This window comes from Pseudomonas sp. ESBL9 (genome assembly GCF_036668715.1).
GTDB lineage: Bacteria > Pseudomonadota > Gammaproteobacteria > Pseudomonadales > Pseudomonadaceae > Aquipseudomonas > Aquipseudomonas lundensis.
In genome coordinates this window covers 192,825-208,798 of sequence record NZ_JAZEVV010000004.1, presented here as the reverse complement: position 1 = coordinate 208,798, position 15,974 = coordinate 192,825, and the positions used below count along the sequence as shown (strand labels likewise).

The 15,974-nt window shown below is 61.1% G+C and carries 16 protein-coding genes; 4 read left to right on the top strand and 12 right to left on the bottom strand.

Translation table 11 applies throughout. The annotated features are described in order from the left end of the window. Positions 1–24 precede the first annotated feature (24 nt). Genes V6F78_RS13275 through V6F78_RS13265 form a run of 3 tightly spaced genes read right to left on the bottom strand, consistent with a single transcriptional unit; the run spans position 25 to position 2,950 of the window. Entirely contained in the window at positions 25–1,302 is a 1,278-nt protein-coding gene (locus V6F78_RS13275; protein WP_169858676.1) for an L-fuconate dehydratase, read from the bottom strand. Positions 1,303–1,316: 14 nt separating this feature from the next. Beyond that, positions 1,317–2,165, bottom strand: a complete 849-nt coding sequence (locus V6F78_RS13270; protein WP_332727487.1) for an ureidoglycolate lyase — start codon at positions 2,163–2,165, stop codon at positions 1,317–1,319. 44 nt (positions 2,166–2,209) lie between these two features. Then, a complete protein-coding gene (locus V6F78_RS13265; protein WP_047276849.1) occupies positions 2,210–2,950 on the bottom strand; it encodes an SDR family oxidoreductase in 741 nt (246 codons plus the stop codon). 9 nt (positions 2,951–2,959) lie between these two features. Between V6F78_RS13265 and V6F78_RS13260 the strand changes: the two genes are divergently transcribed. Both V6F78_RS13260 and V6F78_RS13255 read left to right on the top strand, forming a co-directional pair. After that, positions 2,960–3,208, top strand: a complete 249-nt coding sequence (locus V6F78_RS13260) for a hypothetical protein (protein ID WP_139048409.1) — start codon at positions 2,960–2,962, stop codon at positions 3,206–3,208. Next, positions 3,189–3,950 (top strand): FadR/GntR family transcriptional regulator, encoded by a 762-nt coding sequence (locus V6F78_RS13255; protein WP_047294941.1) that lies wholly within the window; start codon positions 3,189–3,191, stop codon positions 3,948–3,950. Before V6F78_RS13260 ends, V6F78_RS13255 begins: the two co-directional genes overlap by 20 nt. Before the next feature lie 36 nt (positions 3,951–3,986). Here the strand turns inward: V6F78_RS13255 and V6F78_RS13250 are convergent, their stop codons facing one another. From V6F78_RS13250 to V6F78_RS13225, 6 genes are all read right to left on the bottom strand, one after another. Next, positions 3,987–5,297, bottom strand: coding sequence for a histidine-type phosphatase (locus V6F78_RS13250; protein ID WP_332727486.1), 1,311 nt, complete (start codon positions 5,295–5,297; stop codon positions 3,987–3,989). A 150-nt stretch (positions 5,298–5,447) separates the two neighbouring features. Beyond that, a complete protein-coding gene (locus V6F78_RS13245) occupies positions 5,448–6,752 on the bottom strand; it encodes a histidine-type phosphatase (RefSeq protein ID WP_332727485.1) in 1,305 nt (434 codons plus the stop codon). Between the two features lie 37 nt (positions 6,753–6,789). Continuing rightward, on the bottom strand, positions 6,790–7,548 hold the full coding sequence (locus V6F78_RS13240) for an oligogalacturonate-specific porin KdgM family protein (protein ID WP_169839291.1): 759 nt from the start codon (positions 7,546–7,548) through the stop codon (positions 6,790–6,792). Between the two features lie 153 nt (positions 7,549–7,701). Continuing rightward, a complete protein-coding gene (locus tag V6F78_RS13235; protein WP_332727484.1) occupies positions 7,702–9,090 on the bottom strand; it encodes an MFS transporter in 1,389 nt (462 codons plus the stop codon). 79 nt (positions 9,091–9,169) lie between these two features. After that, positions 9,170–10,003 (bottom strand): inositol monophosphatase family protein, encoded by an 834-nt coding sequence (locus V6F78_RS13230; protein ID WP_047294931.1) that lies wholly within the window; start codon positions 10,001–10,003, stop codon positions 9,170–9,172. 147 nt (positions 10,004–10,150) lie between these two features. Next, positions 10,151–11,161 (bottom strand): LacI family DNA-binding transcriptional regulator, encoded by a 1,011-nt coding sequence (locus tag V6F78_RS13225; protein WP_095007976.1) that lies wholly within the window; start codon positions 11,159–11,161, stop codon positions 10,151–10,153. Between the two features lie 279 nt (positions 11,162–11,440). Between V6F78_RS13225 and V6F78_RS13220 the strand changes: the two genes are divergently transcribed. Further along, entirely contained in the window at positions 11,441–12,682 is a 1,242-nt protein-coding gene (locus V6F78_RS13220) for a glutamine synthetase family protein (protein WP_169836381.1), read from the top strand. A gap of 103 nt (positions 12,683–12,785) precedes the next feature. Beyond that, complete coding sequence (locus V6F78_RS13215) at positions 12,786–14,126, top strand: MFS transporter (protein ID WP_047278068.1); 1,341 nt, start codon at positions 12,786–12,788, stop codon at positions 14,124–14,126. 51 nt (positions 14,127–14,177) lie between these two features. On the opposite strand, the gene V6F78_RS13210 is transcribed toward V6F78_RS13215, so the two are convergent. The 3 genes from V6F78_RS13210 to flgM all read right to left on the bottom strand — a co-directional run bounded on the left by V6F78_RS13210 (position 14,178) and on the right by flgM (position 15,853). Beyond that, the gene (locus V6F78_RS13210; RefSeq protein WP_047278066.1) at positions 14,178–14,918 is read right to left on the bottom strand and encodes a flagellar brake protein; all 741 of its coding nucleotides are present in this window, start codon (positions 14,916–14,918) and stop codon (positions 14,178–14,180) included. A gap of 93 nt (positions 14,919–15,011) precedes the next feature. Further along, the gene (locus tag V6F78_RS13205; protein ID WP_047294927.1) at positions 15,012–15,479 is read right to left on the bottom strand and encodes a flagella synthesis protein FlgN; all 468 of its coding nucleotides are present in this window, start codon (positions 15,477–15,479) and stop codon (positions 15,012–15,014) included. Between the two features lie 50 nt (positions 15,480–15,529). Beyond that, positions 15,530–15,853 (bottom strand): flagellar biosynthesis anti-sigma factor FlgM, encoded by a 324-nt coding sequence (flgM, locus tag V6F78_RS13200; RefSeq protein ID WP_047276829.1) that lies wholly within the window; start codon positions 15,851–15,853, stop codon positions 15,530–15,532. Positions 15,854–15,974: the final 121 nt, after the last annotated feature.

Here is a 15,974-nt window from a genome sequence, read left to right as displayed (position 1 = left end):
GCTCCGTCCGCTGATGACTGGGTTTCAACCCCGGTAGCGATACTGCTCGCGGGATGTGGCTTTCATCTGGATCGAAAACCCCGGTGCCTGGGGCGGCATGTAAGCGGCATCGCGAATCACGCACGGGTCTTCGAAATGCTCATGCAGGTGATCGACAAACTCCACCACTCGCCCTTCATGGGTACCAGCGATGCACAGGTAATCGATCATCGACAGGTGCTGCACGTACTCGCACAGACCAACCCCGCCTGCGTGCGGGCACACCGGCAAGTTGTACTTGGCCGCCATCAGCATCACCGCGAGCACTTCGTTGACCCCGCCCAGGCGGCAGGCATCAATCTGCACCACGTCGATGGCCTCGCGCATGATCAGTTGCTTGAACACGATGCGGTTTTGGCACATCTCGCCGGTGGCCACTTTGACCGGCGCGACGCCCAGGCGGATAGTGCGATGCCCTTCGACGTCATCCGGGCTGGTGGGCTCTTCGATAAACCACGGGTTGGCGAAGGACAATTCGCGCACCCAATCAATGGCGGTGTCGACTTCCCACACCTGATTGGCATCAATCATCAATTTGCGGTCCGGGCCCAACACTTCGCGGGCGATGCGCACGCGGCGGATGTCGTCTTGCAGGTCATGTCCGACTTTCAATTTGACGTGGGAAAACCCCGCATCCACGGCTTCCTGGCACAGGCGGCGCAGCTTGTCGTCGGCGTAACCCAGCCAGCCGGCGGACGTGGTGTAGCAGGGGTAGCCGTGGGCTTCGAGCAGCGCCATGCGTTCGGCCTTGCCGTTGGCGCGCTCGCGCAGCAGGCTCAGCGCCTCGTCGGGGGTGATGCAATCGGTGAGGTAGCGAAAATCGATGCAACGCACCAGTTGCTCGGGACTCAGGTCGGCCACCAGGCGCCACACCGGTTTGCCTTCAGCCTTGGCCCACAAGTCCCACGCGGCGTTGACCACCGCGCCGGTGGCCAGGTGGATGGCGCCCTTGTCCGGGCCGATCCAGCGCAGTTGGCTGTCGCTGGTGACGTGACGCCAGAAACGGCCCATGTCCTCGGCGATCCAGTCCAGCTTCAAGCCCACCAGCAGGCTGGCCAGCGCCTTGATCGAAGCGCAGCAGATTTCATTGCCGCGGCCGATGGTGAACGTCAGGCCATGGCCTTCAAGGCCGGGGGTGTCGGTTTCGAGGATGACATAGGCCGCGGAATAATCCGGGTCCGGGTTCATCGCGTCGGACCCGTCCAGCGACTGCGAGGTGGGGAAGCGAATGTCTTCGACCCGTACGGCGGTAATGGTGGTCATGGCGCAACTCCCTGTCAGTCGGCATCTACCGTGCGTTGGTGTTGTTCACCCAGGCCACTGATGCCCAGGCGGATCTGCTGGCCGGCGCGCAGGTAAACGGGCTCGGGCTTGATGCCCAGCCCGACGCCGGGCGGGGTGCCGGTGGAAATCACATCACCGGGTTGCAGGCTCATGAATCGGCTCAGGTAACTGATGATGGCCGGGATCTGGAAAATCATGGTTCGTGTGTTGCCGTTCTGATAGCGCTTGCCATCCACCTCCAGCCACAGGTCGAGCTGGTGCGGGTCGGGGATTTCATCGCGCGTCACCAGCCACGGGCCGAGCGGGCCAAAGGTGTCGCAGCCTTTGCCCTTGTCCCATGTGCCGCCCAGCTCCAACTGAAAGGCGCGCTCGGACACATCGTTAATCACGCAATACCCGGCCACATGTTCCAGCGCATCGTCTTCGCTGATGTAACGGCCGCCCTTGCCGATGACCACGCCCAGTTCCACTTCCCAGTCGGTCTTGCGCGAATGACGCGGGATTTCGATGTCGTCGTTGGGGCCGACAATGGCGCTGGTCCATTTGCCGAACACCACCGGCTCGGCGGGAATCGGTGCGCCGGTTTCGGCGGCGTGATCGGCGTAATTGAGACCGATGCAGATGAATTTTCCGACTTGACCGACACACGCACCCAGGCGCGGCGTACCGGGTACGCGGGGCAACGAGGCGGGGTCGATGTCCCGCAGGCGGCTCAGGCTGTCGGGGCTCAAGGCCTGGCCTGCAATGTCCGTGACCACGGCAGACAAATCCCGCAGCTCACCGTTGTCATCCAGCAGGCCTGGACGTTCCTGGCCTTTTTCGCCAAAGCGCAGCAGTTTCATAAAAGCTCCTTGAAGGGGGAAAGAGGGGGGCGCGCAGCGGTGGACTAGTTGCTCCAGCCGCCGTCAATGATCTGGGTGGTACCGGTGGTGAAGCCGCTGGCGCTGGACCCCAGGTACAGCGCCAGTTGCGCGATTTCTTGCGCCGAGCCGATACGGCCCATGGGCTGGCGGCTGACGAACGCGGCGTACACCTCGGCTTCGCTGCGCTGTTCGCGCAGGGCCTGCTCGGTGATGCGCTGGCGCAGGGAAGGGGAGTCCACCGTGCCGGGGCAAATGGCGTTGCAGCGAATGTTCTGGCTGACGAAATCGGCCGCGACGGCGCGGGTCAGGCCAATCACCGCGCCTTTGCTGGCGCAGTAGGCGAAGCGGTTGGGCACGCCTTTGATGCTGGACGCCACCGACGCCATGTTGATGATCGAACCGCCGCCGTTGCTCAGCATTGCCGGCAGAAACGCACGGATCATGCGGTACATGGCCGTGACGTTCAGGTCGAGGGCGAAGGCCCAGTCGGTGTCGTTGCATTCGAGGATGTTGCCGCTGTGCACCACCCCCGCGCAGTTGAACAGCACGTCCAGCGGGCCCAGCTCGGCGGCGAGGCGCTCAATGGCGTGCGGGTCGGTGACGTCGAGCAGGTGTTTGTGCGCGCCGTGCAGTGAGTCCAGGGCGGTGGCATTGATGTCGGTGGCGAAGACCTCGGCGCCAGCGGCGAGGTACGCCTGCACACTGGCCTGGCCAATGCCTTGGGCTGCCGCGGTGATGAGGACGCGTTTGCCGGAAAGATCCATGGATGCTCCGTGACACTGTTCATTATTGTTATTTGGCCCAATGGTCAGGCCATTGTAGGCGTACGCCTGGCAAAACCGGAGAAGGATTGGGTGGCGCTTTGCGTTATGATCGCTGTACGTTACCCATCCAATGGTCAGGCCATTGAACCTTTTGTAGCATGCACGTTGCACCGCAACAAGCGCCTTTTTACGGCCGCGTGGCGTGCAGAGCGCCGAATTGAGCAGGACAAAAACCGACATGCCTTTTCAAGTGATTGATAACCAACGGCTTTATCGACAGATCGCAGATCAGTTGCGCGCCCTGATCGACAGTGGAGAATTTCCACCCGGCAGCCGCTTGCCCGCCGAACGTGAACTGGCCAAGTTGTTGGGCGTCAGTCGCGCGTCCGTGCGTGAAGCCATGATTGCGCTGGAAGTAATCGGGCTGGTGGACGTGCGCGTAGGCAATGGCGTTTTAGTGTGTGAGCCGCCAGTCAAACCCGTGTCCGATGAACCGGTGATGGCGCAAGTCACGCGCAATCAGTGGCAAGAACTGGACCCGGAACTGGGCATCGAGGTGGATTTCAGCGCGGAAATTCCGCCGTTTGCCTTGCTCCAGGCTCGTCGGCTGATTGAGCCCGAAGCCGCGGCGCTGGCGGCCGTGAATGCCAGTGATGAAGAGCTGGCCGGGATTCGTGAGGCGTTCGAGCGCAACGTGCAGGACAACCGCGAAGGCTCGCACACCCACCCCGGCGACCGTCTGTTTCACATCCGGATTGCACAAGCGTCTGACAACCCGGCGTATGCGCTGATGATTCAACATTTGCTGGGCCATCGTTACGGCAGTCTGTTCCAGCGCCTGCAAAGCCATTACACCTCAGACGACATGCCACACCGTTCTGAAGACGAGCACCGCACCCTGCTGCATGCCCTGGAGCAGCACGACGCGCAAGGCGCGCGCCAGGCAATGGCTGACCATCTGGACGAAGTCATCCGCATCTTCAGTCGAAACGCGCAATAAACGGCAGGCATTGCGCCTGCCGCGTGGCGTGACGGTTTACTGAAAGCGGTAGGGCGTGAGCGCGGTCGGGTCGATGTTTCGCTCGACAGTCGTCATTGCGGCCTTGAGCGGGCACAGCAGGCCGACGCGGGTGGTGCGGCAGTCCGTGGCGCTTTTGAACTCGCTGTTCAGGGGTTTTGCCTTGCCTTGCAGCTGCGTCAGGTTGCGAATCTGGTCCATCGACTGGGCTTCAAACGCGATGCGCAAGAAGTAGTCCCCGGTGCTGACTTCTTTGTAGCGCTCAAACTGCAACGTGCCCACGGGTGGAATGTTGTTTTCAATGTAGTCGCCCAGCTTCCAGCCAAAGCCGAGCATGGTGCGCAGGTACGAAATGTTGGTGTCGTGCGCCACCAGCAGCATCAGCGGCACGTCAGGCGGCGTGTCGGTGACGTTTTTGGCGGCTAGCGCCGTGCCTTGTTTGAGTGCCAGAGCAATCTGGTTCATCAGCTCCGACGCTCCCCGGCTGGCGATGTAGGGGATGTCGTTCAGGTAATCGTATTTGGCTTTGGTCAGCACCATCAGGCCCGACACGTCCGCAGCCGTGGGGGCGTGGCCGAACGCGACTTTATCCAGCGGCAGGCCCTGGCTGTATTCAAGGCGGAACACTTCGCCCATGTTGGCGCCCGCGCTCAGGCCCTTGATCGAAAAACGGCCCTTTTCGTTTTGCACCAGTTTCCAGGGTTCGTGGCCGTAGGGGCAGTTCACGTCTGGCAAGCAGGCCACTTCACGCAGGGTTTCTTCAAACGGGGCGTAACGCTTCTGGGCGGCCTCCACGCTGCCGCCCAGTGCCTTGAGGATCTGCGCCTTGGCTTTTTCGGCGTCCAGCGCGGCAAAGCTCATTTCATTGGCCTGGAACAGGGCGTCCTGTTTGCCCGCCACGTAGGTGGGCTGGAAGCCGCAGCCGGGGAACATGCCGTCGAGTAACGCCTGGGCCGTGGCCTTGGTGCGTTGCAGGGGGCTGGCATGTGCCAGCACCGTTTTGGCGTCCGGGCAACCCTGGGGGATCAGCCCGGCGTGGCGCAGGACCGTGCCGCGATAGCGGCCCATTTCCACCGCCCCGGTGTAGCCGTGGCCGGTCAGGTTGCCCAAGGGCACCAGCCAGGTCGGCCATTGGCGCTGCGTGACCTGCGTCAGCAGTTTTTCATTGGACGCGGTCGGTGGCCGTACGCCGTGGCGGCTGACTTGCACCACTTTATCCAGCACGTAGCCATCGCTGCTGGCGGTTTGGGCAAGCGCGACGGGCGTGAGCGCACTGCCCAGCAACAGGCCAAGCGCGAAACGGGTGACAGAGAACGCGGAGTCTTTCATGGGATTTCCTTTTGGCAACGCGGCGCAGGGGAACCAGCCGGTTCTTCCCCGACACAAGTGGCGACAAAGACTAGTCGGCCAAATCCAGAGGCGCGGCATTTTGTGTGCGCTGGCGCAGGCTACTTGATGTCGCAGCCCGCGCCCCCGTTGTCAGGGATAGCGGTACGCGGTCAGGGCGGTGCGGTCGATGGCCGTGTTCAGGCGCTCGGCAAAATCCTTGAGCGGGCACAAGGTGCCGACCTGAGTGACCTTGCAGCCGGGCAGGCTGAAGTCAGCGTGCAGCGGCGGATTGTCGGCATTCAACGGCGTGAGGTGGCGCATTTGATCCGGCGTCTGGGTGACGAACGTGGTGCGAATGAAGCGCTCGCCGCTGTCCGCGTCGCGGTAGCGTTCAAACGCCAGGGTGCCGGTGGGCGGGATATTGCCCGGCTGGTACTCGCCCAGCGTCCAGTGAAACCCGAGCATGGTGCGTAACTGCGAGAGGTTGGTGTCATGGGCCACGATCACCAGCAACGGTGCCGCCGGCGGGTTGCCCAGTGGATCGGCCTGCTCCAGGGGCGTGCCTTGCTCCAGCGCCAGGCGCAGCTGATTCATCAGTTGCGAACCGCCACGCCGGGCGATGTGTGGCGTGTCATTGACGAAGTCATATTTGGCCCGGTGCAAGCGCGTGAGTGCCATCACCTGTTTGGCATCGGCTGCGTGGCCGAACGCCACCTCGCTCATGGGTTTGCCCTCGCTGTATTGCAGGCGGAAGGTTTCGCCCAGCGAAGAGGCTTTATCCAGCCCCTTGATTTTTAGGCGCCCCTCATCATTTTGCTTGATGACCCATTGCGCGTCGTAAAACGGGCACGGTTTGCCCTCGACACACGCGGCGGCCTTGAGCAGGTCGAGGTCGGGTTGCAGGCGGGCCTTGGCCGCTTGCAGGTCGCCACCCAGCGCCGTGAGGATTTCAGCCTTGGCGATGGCCGGGTCGACGCGGGCGAAGTCCATCTTGTCAGTCTGAAACAGCGGATCGAGGGACTGCGCGCTGGCGTGGGGTTTCTCGCCGCAGCCGGGGAACATGCCGTCCATCAATGCGGCGGCGGTGGCGCGGGTGCGTTGTTTGGGGCTGGAAACCGCGTACAGCGTGCCGTTTTGCGGGCAGCCCGCTGGCAACAGACCGGCCTGGCGATACTGCTCGGCTTGCCAGGCGCCCATCAAACTGGCGGCCAGATAGCCGTGGCCGGTGAGTTCACCGTCGCGCACCAGCCAGGTGGGCCATTGGCGCTGTGTGGCCTCCACCAGTTTGGCGGTGTCAGTTTGCGGGCGTATGCCGTGGCGGCTGACCTGCACCGCTTTTTCAAGCACGTAATGGCCTTCGTCCTGAGCGTGGACCGTGAGTGGGCTGCTCATACCCAGGGCGACGCTCAACAGGGGGCCGCCCAGGCGGGCAAGGCGTGAGAGAGAAACGTTCATTCGCAGTCTCCAGCAGGGATTGAAGGGCAGGGCGCGGTCAGAATTTGTATTTGAAGCCCACGCGGTAGCGGGCCTGACGCTCGTCGGTGTTTTTGTCGACGTAGACGTCCGCCACTTCAACGTACGGGGTGAAAGAGTGGGTGAGCTTGTAGTCGATATACAGCTTGTTGCTGTAGTTACGTTTTTTGCCATCGAAGGCGATCTGGTTGCTGTAGATCTCTTTGCGCGCCACGCCGATGGACATGTGTTCCGTCTTGTATTTACCGCCTAAGGACCAAACGTTGTCGCGTTTGGTTTCCTTGGCGTCTTTGTAGGTCGTGACCTTGTAGTAATAGCCGGGCGTGGCGGAGAAGCCGTAACCCAGTTCATACGGGAACTTCAATGCTGGCTTGTAGGACTTTTTGTCTTTGCCCTGTGAATAGGTGAACTTGGGTTTGAACTTCAAGTGTTTGGTGAGTTTGTGCGAGTACTTGACCTTGCCCTTAAGGGAGTCCTTGGTCATGTGTTCAAACGGCTGGCCCGGCTGGCCATTGCTTTTCTCGGCCGGGCTGGCGACGAACTGGAAAGAGAACGCCAGACCGTTATCCAGGGCCTGGGTGATCATCACTTTGTCAGTGTGATCGCGATCTTTTTCGTTGTACTGGTGCTGGTAATCCAGTTCCAGCGCCTGAGCCGCGCCAGGCATCAGCAACAGGCTGCCTTGCAGGGCGGTGGCACACAGGGCAGCCATCAGGGCTTGGTTGTAAACAGGTTTGCACACGTGTGCAATTCGGGGCGTGCTCAATGGGTTAGTCATCGTGTTGGCTCATTTATTGTTGTTGTTAGATCCAAGACAAATACGCGGGATTTGAGGGGCTTGGTTAACACAACTCCTTGCTGGCATCTGCCAACTATGCGGGGTGAATGTTTCAGGGGTATGTCACTTTTTGTTTCAAAATCAACAGGCTGTTCAGGGCTGCACCGGCACCAGGCTGTCCTTGCGCTTGGGCAAGGTCGGTGGCCTGCGCTGTTGCAGGTGCAGGGCGAACAGGGCCGTCATCAGTACCGAGACCAGCGAGGCGCAGACCCAGAAAATCGACAGTGTCTGGAAGTCATACGCCTTGCTGCCATCACTGAGCACTGTGGTGCCGTGTTCGATTAACACCCCAGTGAGGATTTCCCCGGCGGCGGCTCCTGCGTAACTGGCGATGCCAATCATGCCCAGTGCAGCGCCCGCGGCCCCTTTGGCGGCGATGTCGGTGGCCATCAAGCCGCCCAAAAAGCACAGCAGCGCGCCCATCGACAGGCCGAAAAACAGCATGGCGGTTGCGTCGAGCCAATAGTGGCCCGCCGGAACGAACAGGAATGCGCTCAGCGACAAGGTGTTCATCAGGCCGAACAGCATGGCCAGCGCGTTGCGTTTGCCATTGAAAAAACGATCGGAGATCAAGCCGCTGAGCCCGGTGCCGATGATGCCGAACACACCGGTGATGGAGATCAGGGTCGAAGCGCTCAAGGTGTTGTACGCCTTGGCGTTCTCCAGAAAAAACACGCCCCAGGAGATCACCGCGTAACGGCCGATGTACATCAGGCACGACGCCATTGCCAGCAACCACAGGGCCGGGTTTTTCAGCAGGGCCAATTGTTTGCTGAAGATGCTCGGTGCGGGCGAGTCGCCGGGGGTGGGCGTTTGCGCTTCATGGTGCATGGGAGGGAAGCCGCAGCTTTGCGGCGAGTCCGCCATGAAAAAGAAGATCAACGCCAGCCCGGCCAGCCCCATCAGGGTCGCCAGCCCGTAGCCATACTGCCAGCCCCACGTGACCACCACGGCGGCCACGGCCACGTAGGTCAGCGCCTCGCCCAGGCTGTGGGCAATCGACCAGAAGCCATAAAACGTGCCGCGTTCCTTGTCGCTGTACCAGCGTGACAGCGAGACCACGCACGGCCCGACGCCCATCGACTGGGCCCAGCCGTTGAGGCCCCAGATCAGGGTCAGAATCACGGTGTTGGTGGTCAGGCCCATGCAGGCATTGACGAGGGCGCTGAGCAGCAGACCCAGCATCATGAAGCGCCGCACGTTGGCGTGATCGGCCAGAAACCCGTTGACCAATTTGCCGATGGCGTAGGCGAAGAACAGGGCCGATCCGATGATCCCCAGTTGCGCGGGGCTGAGCAGGTTATGGGCGACCAGCGCGGGCTTGACCACGTTGAACGACAGGCGGCACACGTAGAACAGCGCGTAGCTTAGGGACATGGATAAAAAGGTTTGCCAGCGCAACCGCTTGAACCGATCCATGTCCAGGTTGGCCGGGTCTGGCCGGGCGGGCGCTGCCTTGAAGGCATTGAGCAAAGAAATCATGGCGCAAGGTTTCCTGTTTATTGTTTTTCAGTTCGCGCCCTGCAGGCACGCGCTGTTTCAGGTCAGGCAATGCTGTGGGTCAGGCGCTCAGCGACGGTCCGATCAATTGCGCCAGCGCAGGGTAGAGCTGCGGGGCGGCGACCAGTAACGGGTTGCCGTCGGTCAGGCCGTCGTCGCGCAAAAAGTCGCTGCAGTGCCCGCCGGCTTCGCGAACCAGCACCAGCCCGGCCAGGCAGTCCCAACTGTTGATGTGGGTTTCGTAGTAGCCGAGCAAACGGCCTGCCGCGACGTAGGCAATCATTAATGCGCCCGAACCATTACGAATGAACATGCCGCCTTCATCCAGCAGGCGATTGAGGAACGGCAAAAAGTGTTCTTTGCCGCGCCGGTGGGAGGTGCCGACCCCGGTCAAGCCCTGGGTCAGGTCGGTGGCCGGGTTCACTTCAATACGGGTCTGGTTCACAAAGGCGCCGTGGCCCCGGCAAGCATGAAACAGTTCGTCATGGTTAGCATCGGCCACGGCGCCCAGCCACGGTTCGCCGTCCACCAGCAGGCCAATCGACACGCACCAGGTGTGCAAGCCGTTGACGAAGCAACTGGTGCCATCAATGGGATCGACCACCCAGATGCAGCGTGCTTGCAAATCGCTGGCGCCGGTTTCTTCCCCTACAAAGCCGTCCTGCGGGAAGTGCTCGCTCAGTTGCTGCTTGATGAAGGTTTCAAGCTCGCGGTCGGCGATGCTGACCACGTCTTGCCCCACGCCCGCCTTGTGACTGACTTCCAGGCTGGCGCGCTGGCGGTAATAGTCGAGCCCCAGTTGCGCCGCTTGCATCGCGATGCGCTGAGCCTGACGGTAGCGTTCATCAAGGGCGAGTGGCTCGGGCGGCAGAAGGGCAGAAAGACGGTCCGGCATGCTGACATCCTTAGGTTTGCACACGTGTGCAATCGGGTTTCAAAAAAAGTGAGTCGTCCGGCTGCAGGAGAGAGGGTGCAGGGACGACCCACTGTTGAGGTCATACAACACGAAATAAAAATTCAATTCAAGGTCAAAATAAAACAATTATTCCAAAGTGCTGTAGCGTCTGACCAGCGTGACCGGGATAGAGCGGTGCGGCGTTGGCAGAAGAAAATTTTTCCGACGGGCGACAATCGCCGCGACGGCACTGTTGGCCAGTTCGTGGCTGTCCTGACGCAGGCTGGTCAGGCGGTAGGCCAGATGGGCGGCTTGGGGAATGTCGTCAAAGCCGATGATTTGCACGTCGTGGGGCACTGCCAGGTGGTGCTCAATACGCACACCGTCCATGGCGCCCAGGGCCAGCATGTCGGTGGCGCAGAAGAGGGCGTCGGGCCGCACCGCGTCACTGAACAAGTGCCGGACCGCCGCCAGTCCGCCTTCATAGCCGGGGGCTGCATCCTGCACCGCCAACGGGGTGATGCCTGCTGCGGCCAGGCCTTCGCTGAAGCCCAGCCAGCGTTCGCGACTGCTGAAATTGTGCAGGCCCTGGCCGATAAACGCCGGGCGCCTGGCACCGCTGGCCAGTAACGTCTGCGCCGCTAGCCGACCGCCGCCGCGATTGTCGCTGCCAATGATGTCGGCGCCCTCCAGTTCGTGACCCCGGTTAATCATCGCCACGGGGATGTGATGCTTGAGGTAGTGCTGCACCACCGACAGGGGCGGCGAGGCCGAGGTCAGAATCACCCCGGCAATTTGATAACTCAACAACGTGTGCAGCGATTGCTCCAGTTGCTGAGGGTTGTCGGCATTCATCAGCAGCGGCATCAGCCCTTGTTTGTTCAGGGCGTCGGTGATCGGGCTGAGCAGGCTGGCGCGGAACGGGCTTTCGAACCCGGCCGTGACCACCCCGACAAAGTTGCTGTAGCCCTTGTTCATGGTGCGGGCGATCAAGTTCACCTGATAGCCCAACGCCTGCGCGGCGGCCAGCACCTTGTCGCGTGTGTGGGGCGCAACGCTGGCGCCCGGCGTGAACGTGCGCGAAACTGCAGAACGCGACACCCCGGCGTGGCGGGCCACATCGTGGGCGGTGATTAAATGGGCGTCGTCTTTAGGCATACCGGGCACTGCGCGAAAAAGTAGAATCGCCACCCTAATGGCTTGCGCCCTAAATGCATAGGGAGCCTGGCGCAGGATTTCAGGGATTTAACCCACGCGCGCTTGAAATACTGAACAGGTGGTGCGTATTTTGTACGGGTCGCCGTTCGCGGCTTGTACAACAACAAGGAAAGAGTCATGACGACCGATGGCCAGGGTTCACTCGCGCAGCGACTGACCGGCATTGATGAGATTGAATGTGTGACGCCGGATTTGAATGGCGTTCCCCGCGGCAAAGTGATGACCGCCGAGGGGTTCCTCGAAGGGCGACGCTTGCAGATGGCCCGTGGGGTGCTGCTGCAATGCATCATGGGCGGTTACCCGGAGTCGCGCTTTTACGGCAGCGATGACGGCGATCTGGCGCTGGTGCCCGATGCCGCGCACATCCATCGCCTGCCGTGGAGCACTCCACCCCGGGCGCTGGCCATCTGTGACGCCGACGAGCTGACGGGCGAAAGTTCGCGGCTGTCGACTCGGGGCCAGCTCAAAGCCGTGATCGCCCGGTATGCCGCCCGCGGCCTGGCGCCAGTGGTGGCCACAGAGCTTGAGTTCTTTGTGTTTGCGCCCAACACCGACCCGACCCAGCCGTTCCAGCCACCGCTGGGCCTGGACGGTCGTCGTGAAGTCGGCTTCTCGGCGTTCAGCATCAGTTCCAATAACGGCCTGCGTCCCTTCTTTAATGAAGTCTATGAATGCATGGCCGCGCTCGGGTTGCCCCGTGACACTTTCATGCACGAAATGGGCGTCAGTCAGTTCGAAATCAACTTGCTGCATGGCGATCCGCTGTTGCTGGCCGACCAAACCTTTCTGTTCAAACACCTGCTCAAAGAGGTCGCGCTCAAGCATGGCCTGACGGTGGTGTGCATGGCCAAACCGCTGGCGAAAACCGCCGGCAGTTCAATGCACATTCATCAAAGCGTGGTGGAGCTGGGCACCGGGCGTAACGTGTTCAGTGATGCGGCGGGCCAACCGACCGCGACGTTCCGCCATTTTATCGGCGGCCAGCAGGCCGGCATGGCGGACTTCACCGCCTTGTTTGCGCCTAACGTCAACTCCTACCAGCGCCTCTGCCACCCGTACGCGTCCCCGAACAATGCGTGCTGGTCCCACGACAACCGCGCTGCGGGCTTGCGCATTCCTGCCAGTTCGCCGGTGGCTCGGCGTGTCGAAAACCGTTTGCCGGGTGCCGACGCCAACCCCTATCTGGCGATTGCGGCCAGCCTCGCAGCGGGCTTGCACGGCATCGAAAACCAACTGGAGCCGACCCCCGCGATTCAAGGGGAATTCGAGGTGCCTGAGGCATTGTCATTGCCATGTACCTTGCATGCCGCTTTGGAGCGTCTCAAACGCAGTCACTTGGCGAAGGAACTGTTCGGCAAGGAGTTCATCGAAGGTTACATTGCGTCCAAGACGATGGAGCTCACCAGCTTCTTTGATGAAATCACACCCTGGGAACGCCGCGTGTTAGCGGCTCAGGCTTAATCGTCCAGACGGCACAGGCTTCGGCTCAACCGTTTGAACCTGCTGCGTGCGGGCTGCCTTGGGGCAGCGCGCACGCCACTGCATGGAGTCGCGGGGAACGCCGATGCGCCAAATCTGGAAGTCTTTTAAAGCGTTGTATTTCGCCTCGCTGATGATGTTGATCGGCTCGGGCTTGCTCAGTACCTACCTTGCCTTGCGTCTGGCTGCCGACAATGTCGACGGCCTGTGGATCGGTGCCCTCATGGCGGCCAACTATTTTGGTCTGGTGCTGGGGGGCAAAATTGGTCACCGGTTGATTGCGCGGGTGGGGCACATCCGTGCGTATGCGACCTGCGCCGGGATTGTCGGCGCGGCGGTGCTGTGTCACGGCCTCACCGACTGGCTGCCGGTGTGGCTGCTGCTGAGGGTGATCGTTGGCCTCGGCATGATGTGCCAGTACATGGTCATTGAAAGCTGGCTCAACGAGCAGGCTGATGCCAAACAGCGTGGGGTGGTCTTTAGTCTGTACATGATTGCCTCGTACCTGGGCCTGGTGCTCGGGCAACTGATTCTGGTCATCCACCCGGCCCTTGGCCCGGAACTGCTGATGCTGGTGGCACTGTGTTTTGCGCTGTGCCTGGTGCCGGTGGCCATGACTCGGCGCATTCACCCGGCGCCGTTGCACCCCGCGCCGATGGACCCGAAGTTTTTCATCAAGCGGGTGCCGCAGTCCTTGATTGCCGTGCTGGGGGCGGGGTTGCTGGTGGGGTCGTTCTACGGTCTGGCGCCGCTGTATGCCACGCAGCAGGGCTTGTCCACCGAATTGGTCGGCTTGTACATGGGCTGCTGCATTTTTGCCGGGTTGCTGGCGCAGTGGCCACTGGGCTGGTTGTCCGACCGCTATGACCGGCCCCTGCTGATTCGCGTGTTCGCGTTCATTCTGGCGGTGGTGTCGCTGCCGCTGGCGATCCTGCCCTCAGTCCCCCTGGAGGTGCTGTTTATTGCGGGCTGGTTGAGCGCGCTGGTGCAGTTTTGCATCTACCCGCTGGCCGTGGCGTTTGCCAATGACCACGTGGAAGCGGATCGCCGGGTGTCACTGACGGCGATGCTGCTGGTGACCTACGGCATCGGGGCCAGTATTGGGCCGTTGGTGGCGGGGGTATTGATGAAGGTGTTGGGCAGTCAGATGCTTTACGCGTTTTTCAGCCTGACGGGCCTGGTGCTGGTGTGGCGCATTCGTCCGAATGCGGTGACCAACCTGCATCAGGTCGACGATGCGCCGCTGCAGCACGTGGCCATGCCGGACAGCATGTCCAGCTCGCCTTTGGTGGCGGCGCTTGACCCTCGGGTCGATGAGCAGGTGGTGCAGGATCAGATGCAGGACAACGTAGAACCGACGGTCGTCCCTGAAAGCGCCGAAGGCCCTCACCCCGAGGGAGAAGGCGCTGATCAGCCGCGTGTTTGAATCACTGTGAAATCTGCACCCTCTCCCGGTGGGAGAGGGTGAGGCGCTGCCTCAATAGTCGTCGTCTTTATCGAACCGTCGCGCATCGCGTTGCAGTTGATACACGAAACGCTCGACCTGACGCTGCACGCCGCCGCTCATGTTGTGAAAGCGCATGCCGGCAAAAGTGATGTTGAGACGTTCTTCAAAATGCAGGTAGCGCAATTCCACAGGTGTGGTCATAGGGCCGAAGGGCAGGGCGGCGTTGAAGCGTTCGTAGACTTGCCCCAGTTGCAGGCGCTCGCTGACGTCGCCTTCAAAGCGCAATTTGCAACCTGTGGCTGAGACATCCAGCAACTTGCCTTCCAGCGGGAATTTGATTTTGTCGCCATCGACTTTCACATTCACCAGATCCGCCAGCTTGAGGGCGGCGCGGAACGCATTGCGGCGCTGGTGGTAAACGATCTCGGTCGGCAACGCGCCGTGGTAGCAGCGGTGGCCGTCTTTGTCGTCAATGGTCAGTTGCGTGGTGCATTCCCAGGCAATGCGAACGCCGTCATGAAAGCCTTCAACGCGAAACGGCTCACCGGCTTCAAGGAAACGCTCACCGTCACGCGGGATCATTTCGTCAAAAGCCAGGGTCGCGGTGTCGCGATCAACTTCGACCAGATAGCTCTGAAAACGCTGACTGCGTTCGTGGAAGGTGATGATCAGCGGGTCGTGGCTCTCTTGTAGCATCCGCAAATGGGCGGAAATTTCCAAAGGCGTGGTAAGCACCTTGGGAGGCTGCGGAGCATCTTCAGCATGGGACACGGTTCATCAATCTCCAGACAAAATACAACAACACGCAAAAAAGAGGCATTTTGCCAGTATGTTGCGTCTTTAGGATAGTGCGGTCACGCGGGCTCACGCCTGGCTGAAAGCGCGTGGTTTGTTGACCAGTGCGGTGGTGCCGCGGGCGTCATACAGCGTATGGGCTTCGCCGCCGTGCAAAATGCGCTGTTGATTGGCCGTGATGAGTTGTTGGGTCTGGATGGCGTGGCCGTTGATCACATTGGCCGCCTGACAATCGGCCAGCACCTGATTCAATGCCTCGCTTTGAGCGAGCAGTTGCGGCCCGAGGTCCGAGTGGCTGGCCAGTTGCTCAAGCCCGCTGCGGTTGGCCGGCAATCCAAGCCCCGCCAGGATTTCGCTGCGCTTGCGGCCATGCTGATCGAGCAGAATGATCAACGACTGTTTGCGCGCCAGAATGTCTTCGAGCACCAACATGTCGCGCCCTTGCAGGGCAATGGTTTCGTCCTGCAGCAAGGCGAGCAGTTTCTCGGCAGGGGCGAAGTCGTCGTTGATCAGTTGCAATAAAGTCGTGTCGTGCATGGCTGGCTCTGGAATTTAAGCGTCCAAAAGCCTGGCGCTTGCCCCAAGGGCTAGCGCTGGGCTTCCAAGTTAAGCAATTTGCTGGCAACCCGATTGCTGTCGACGGTGTAGGTGCCGTCGGCGATGGCTTGTTTCAACTCGGCCACTCGGCCTTTGTCGACAATCGGTTGATCGCGCAGCGAATCGCTGATTTTTTGCAATTGTTGTGCCCCGTCACTGAGGTGCACAGATTCACCGCTCGGGGCGCTGACGCCCGCTTGCTCCTGAGTGGCAGGGGCCGATTTAGTGGCGCTGCCTGCTTCCTGACTGCTGTTGCTGCGCGCAGTGCCGGTTAAAGGCGCGGCGTTGTTAAGGCGACTGAAGTCGATGACCATGATGGAAAACCTCTGGGTATTTGGACGCTTGCCATGTTTTCGGCCATACCCGAGAAAACTTTAGGCACGATTAATCATACGGCGACGCGCAACCGTACTGATCTGCGTCAAGCGACAGTGT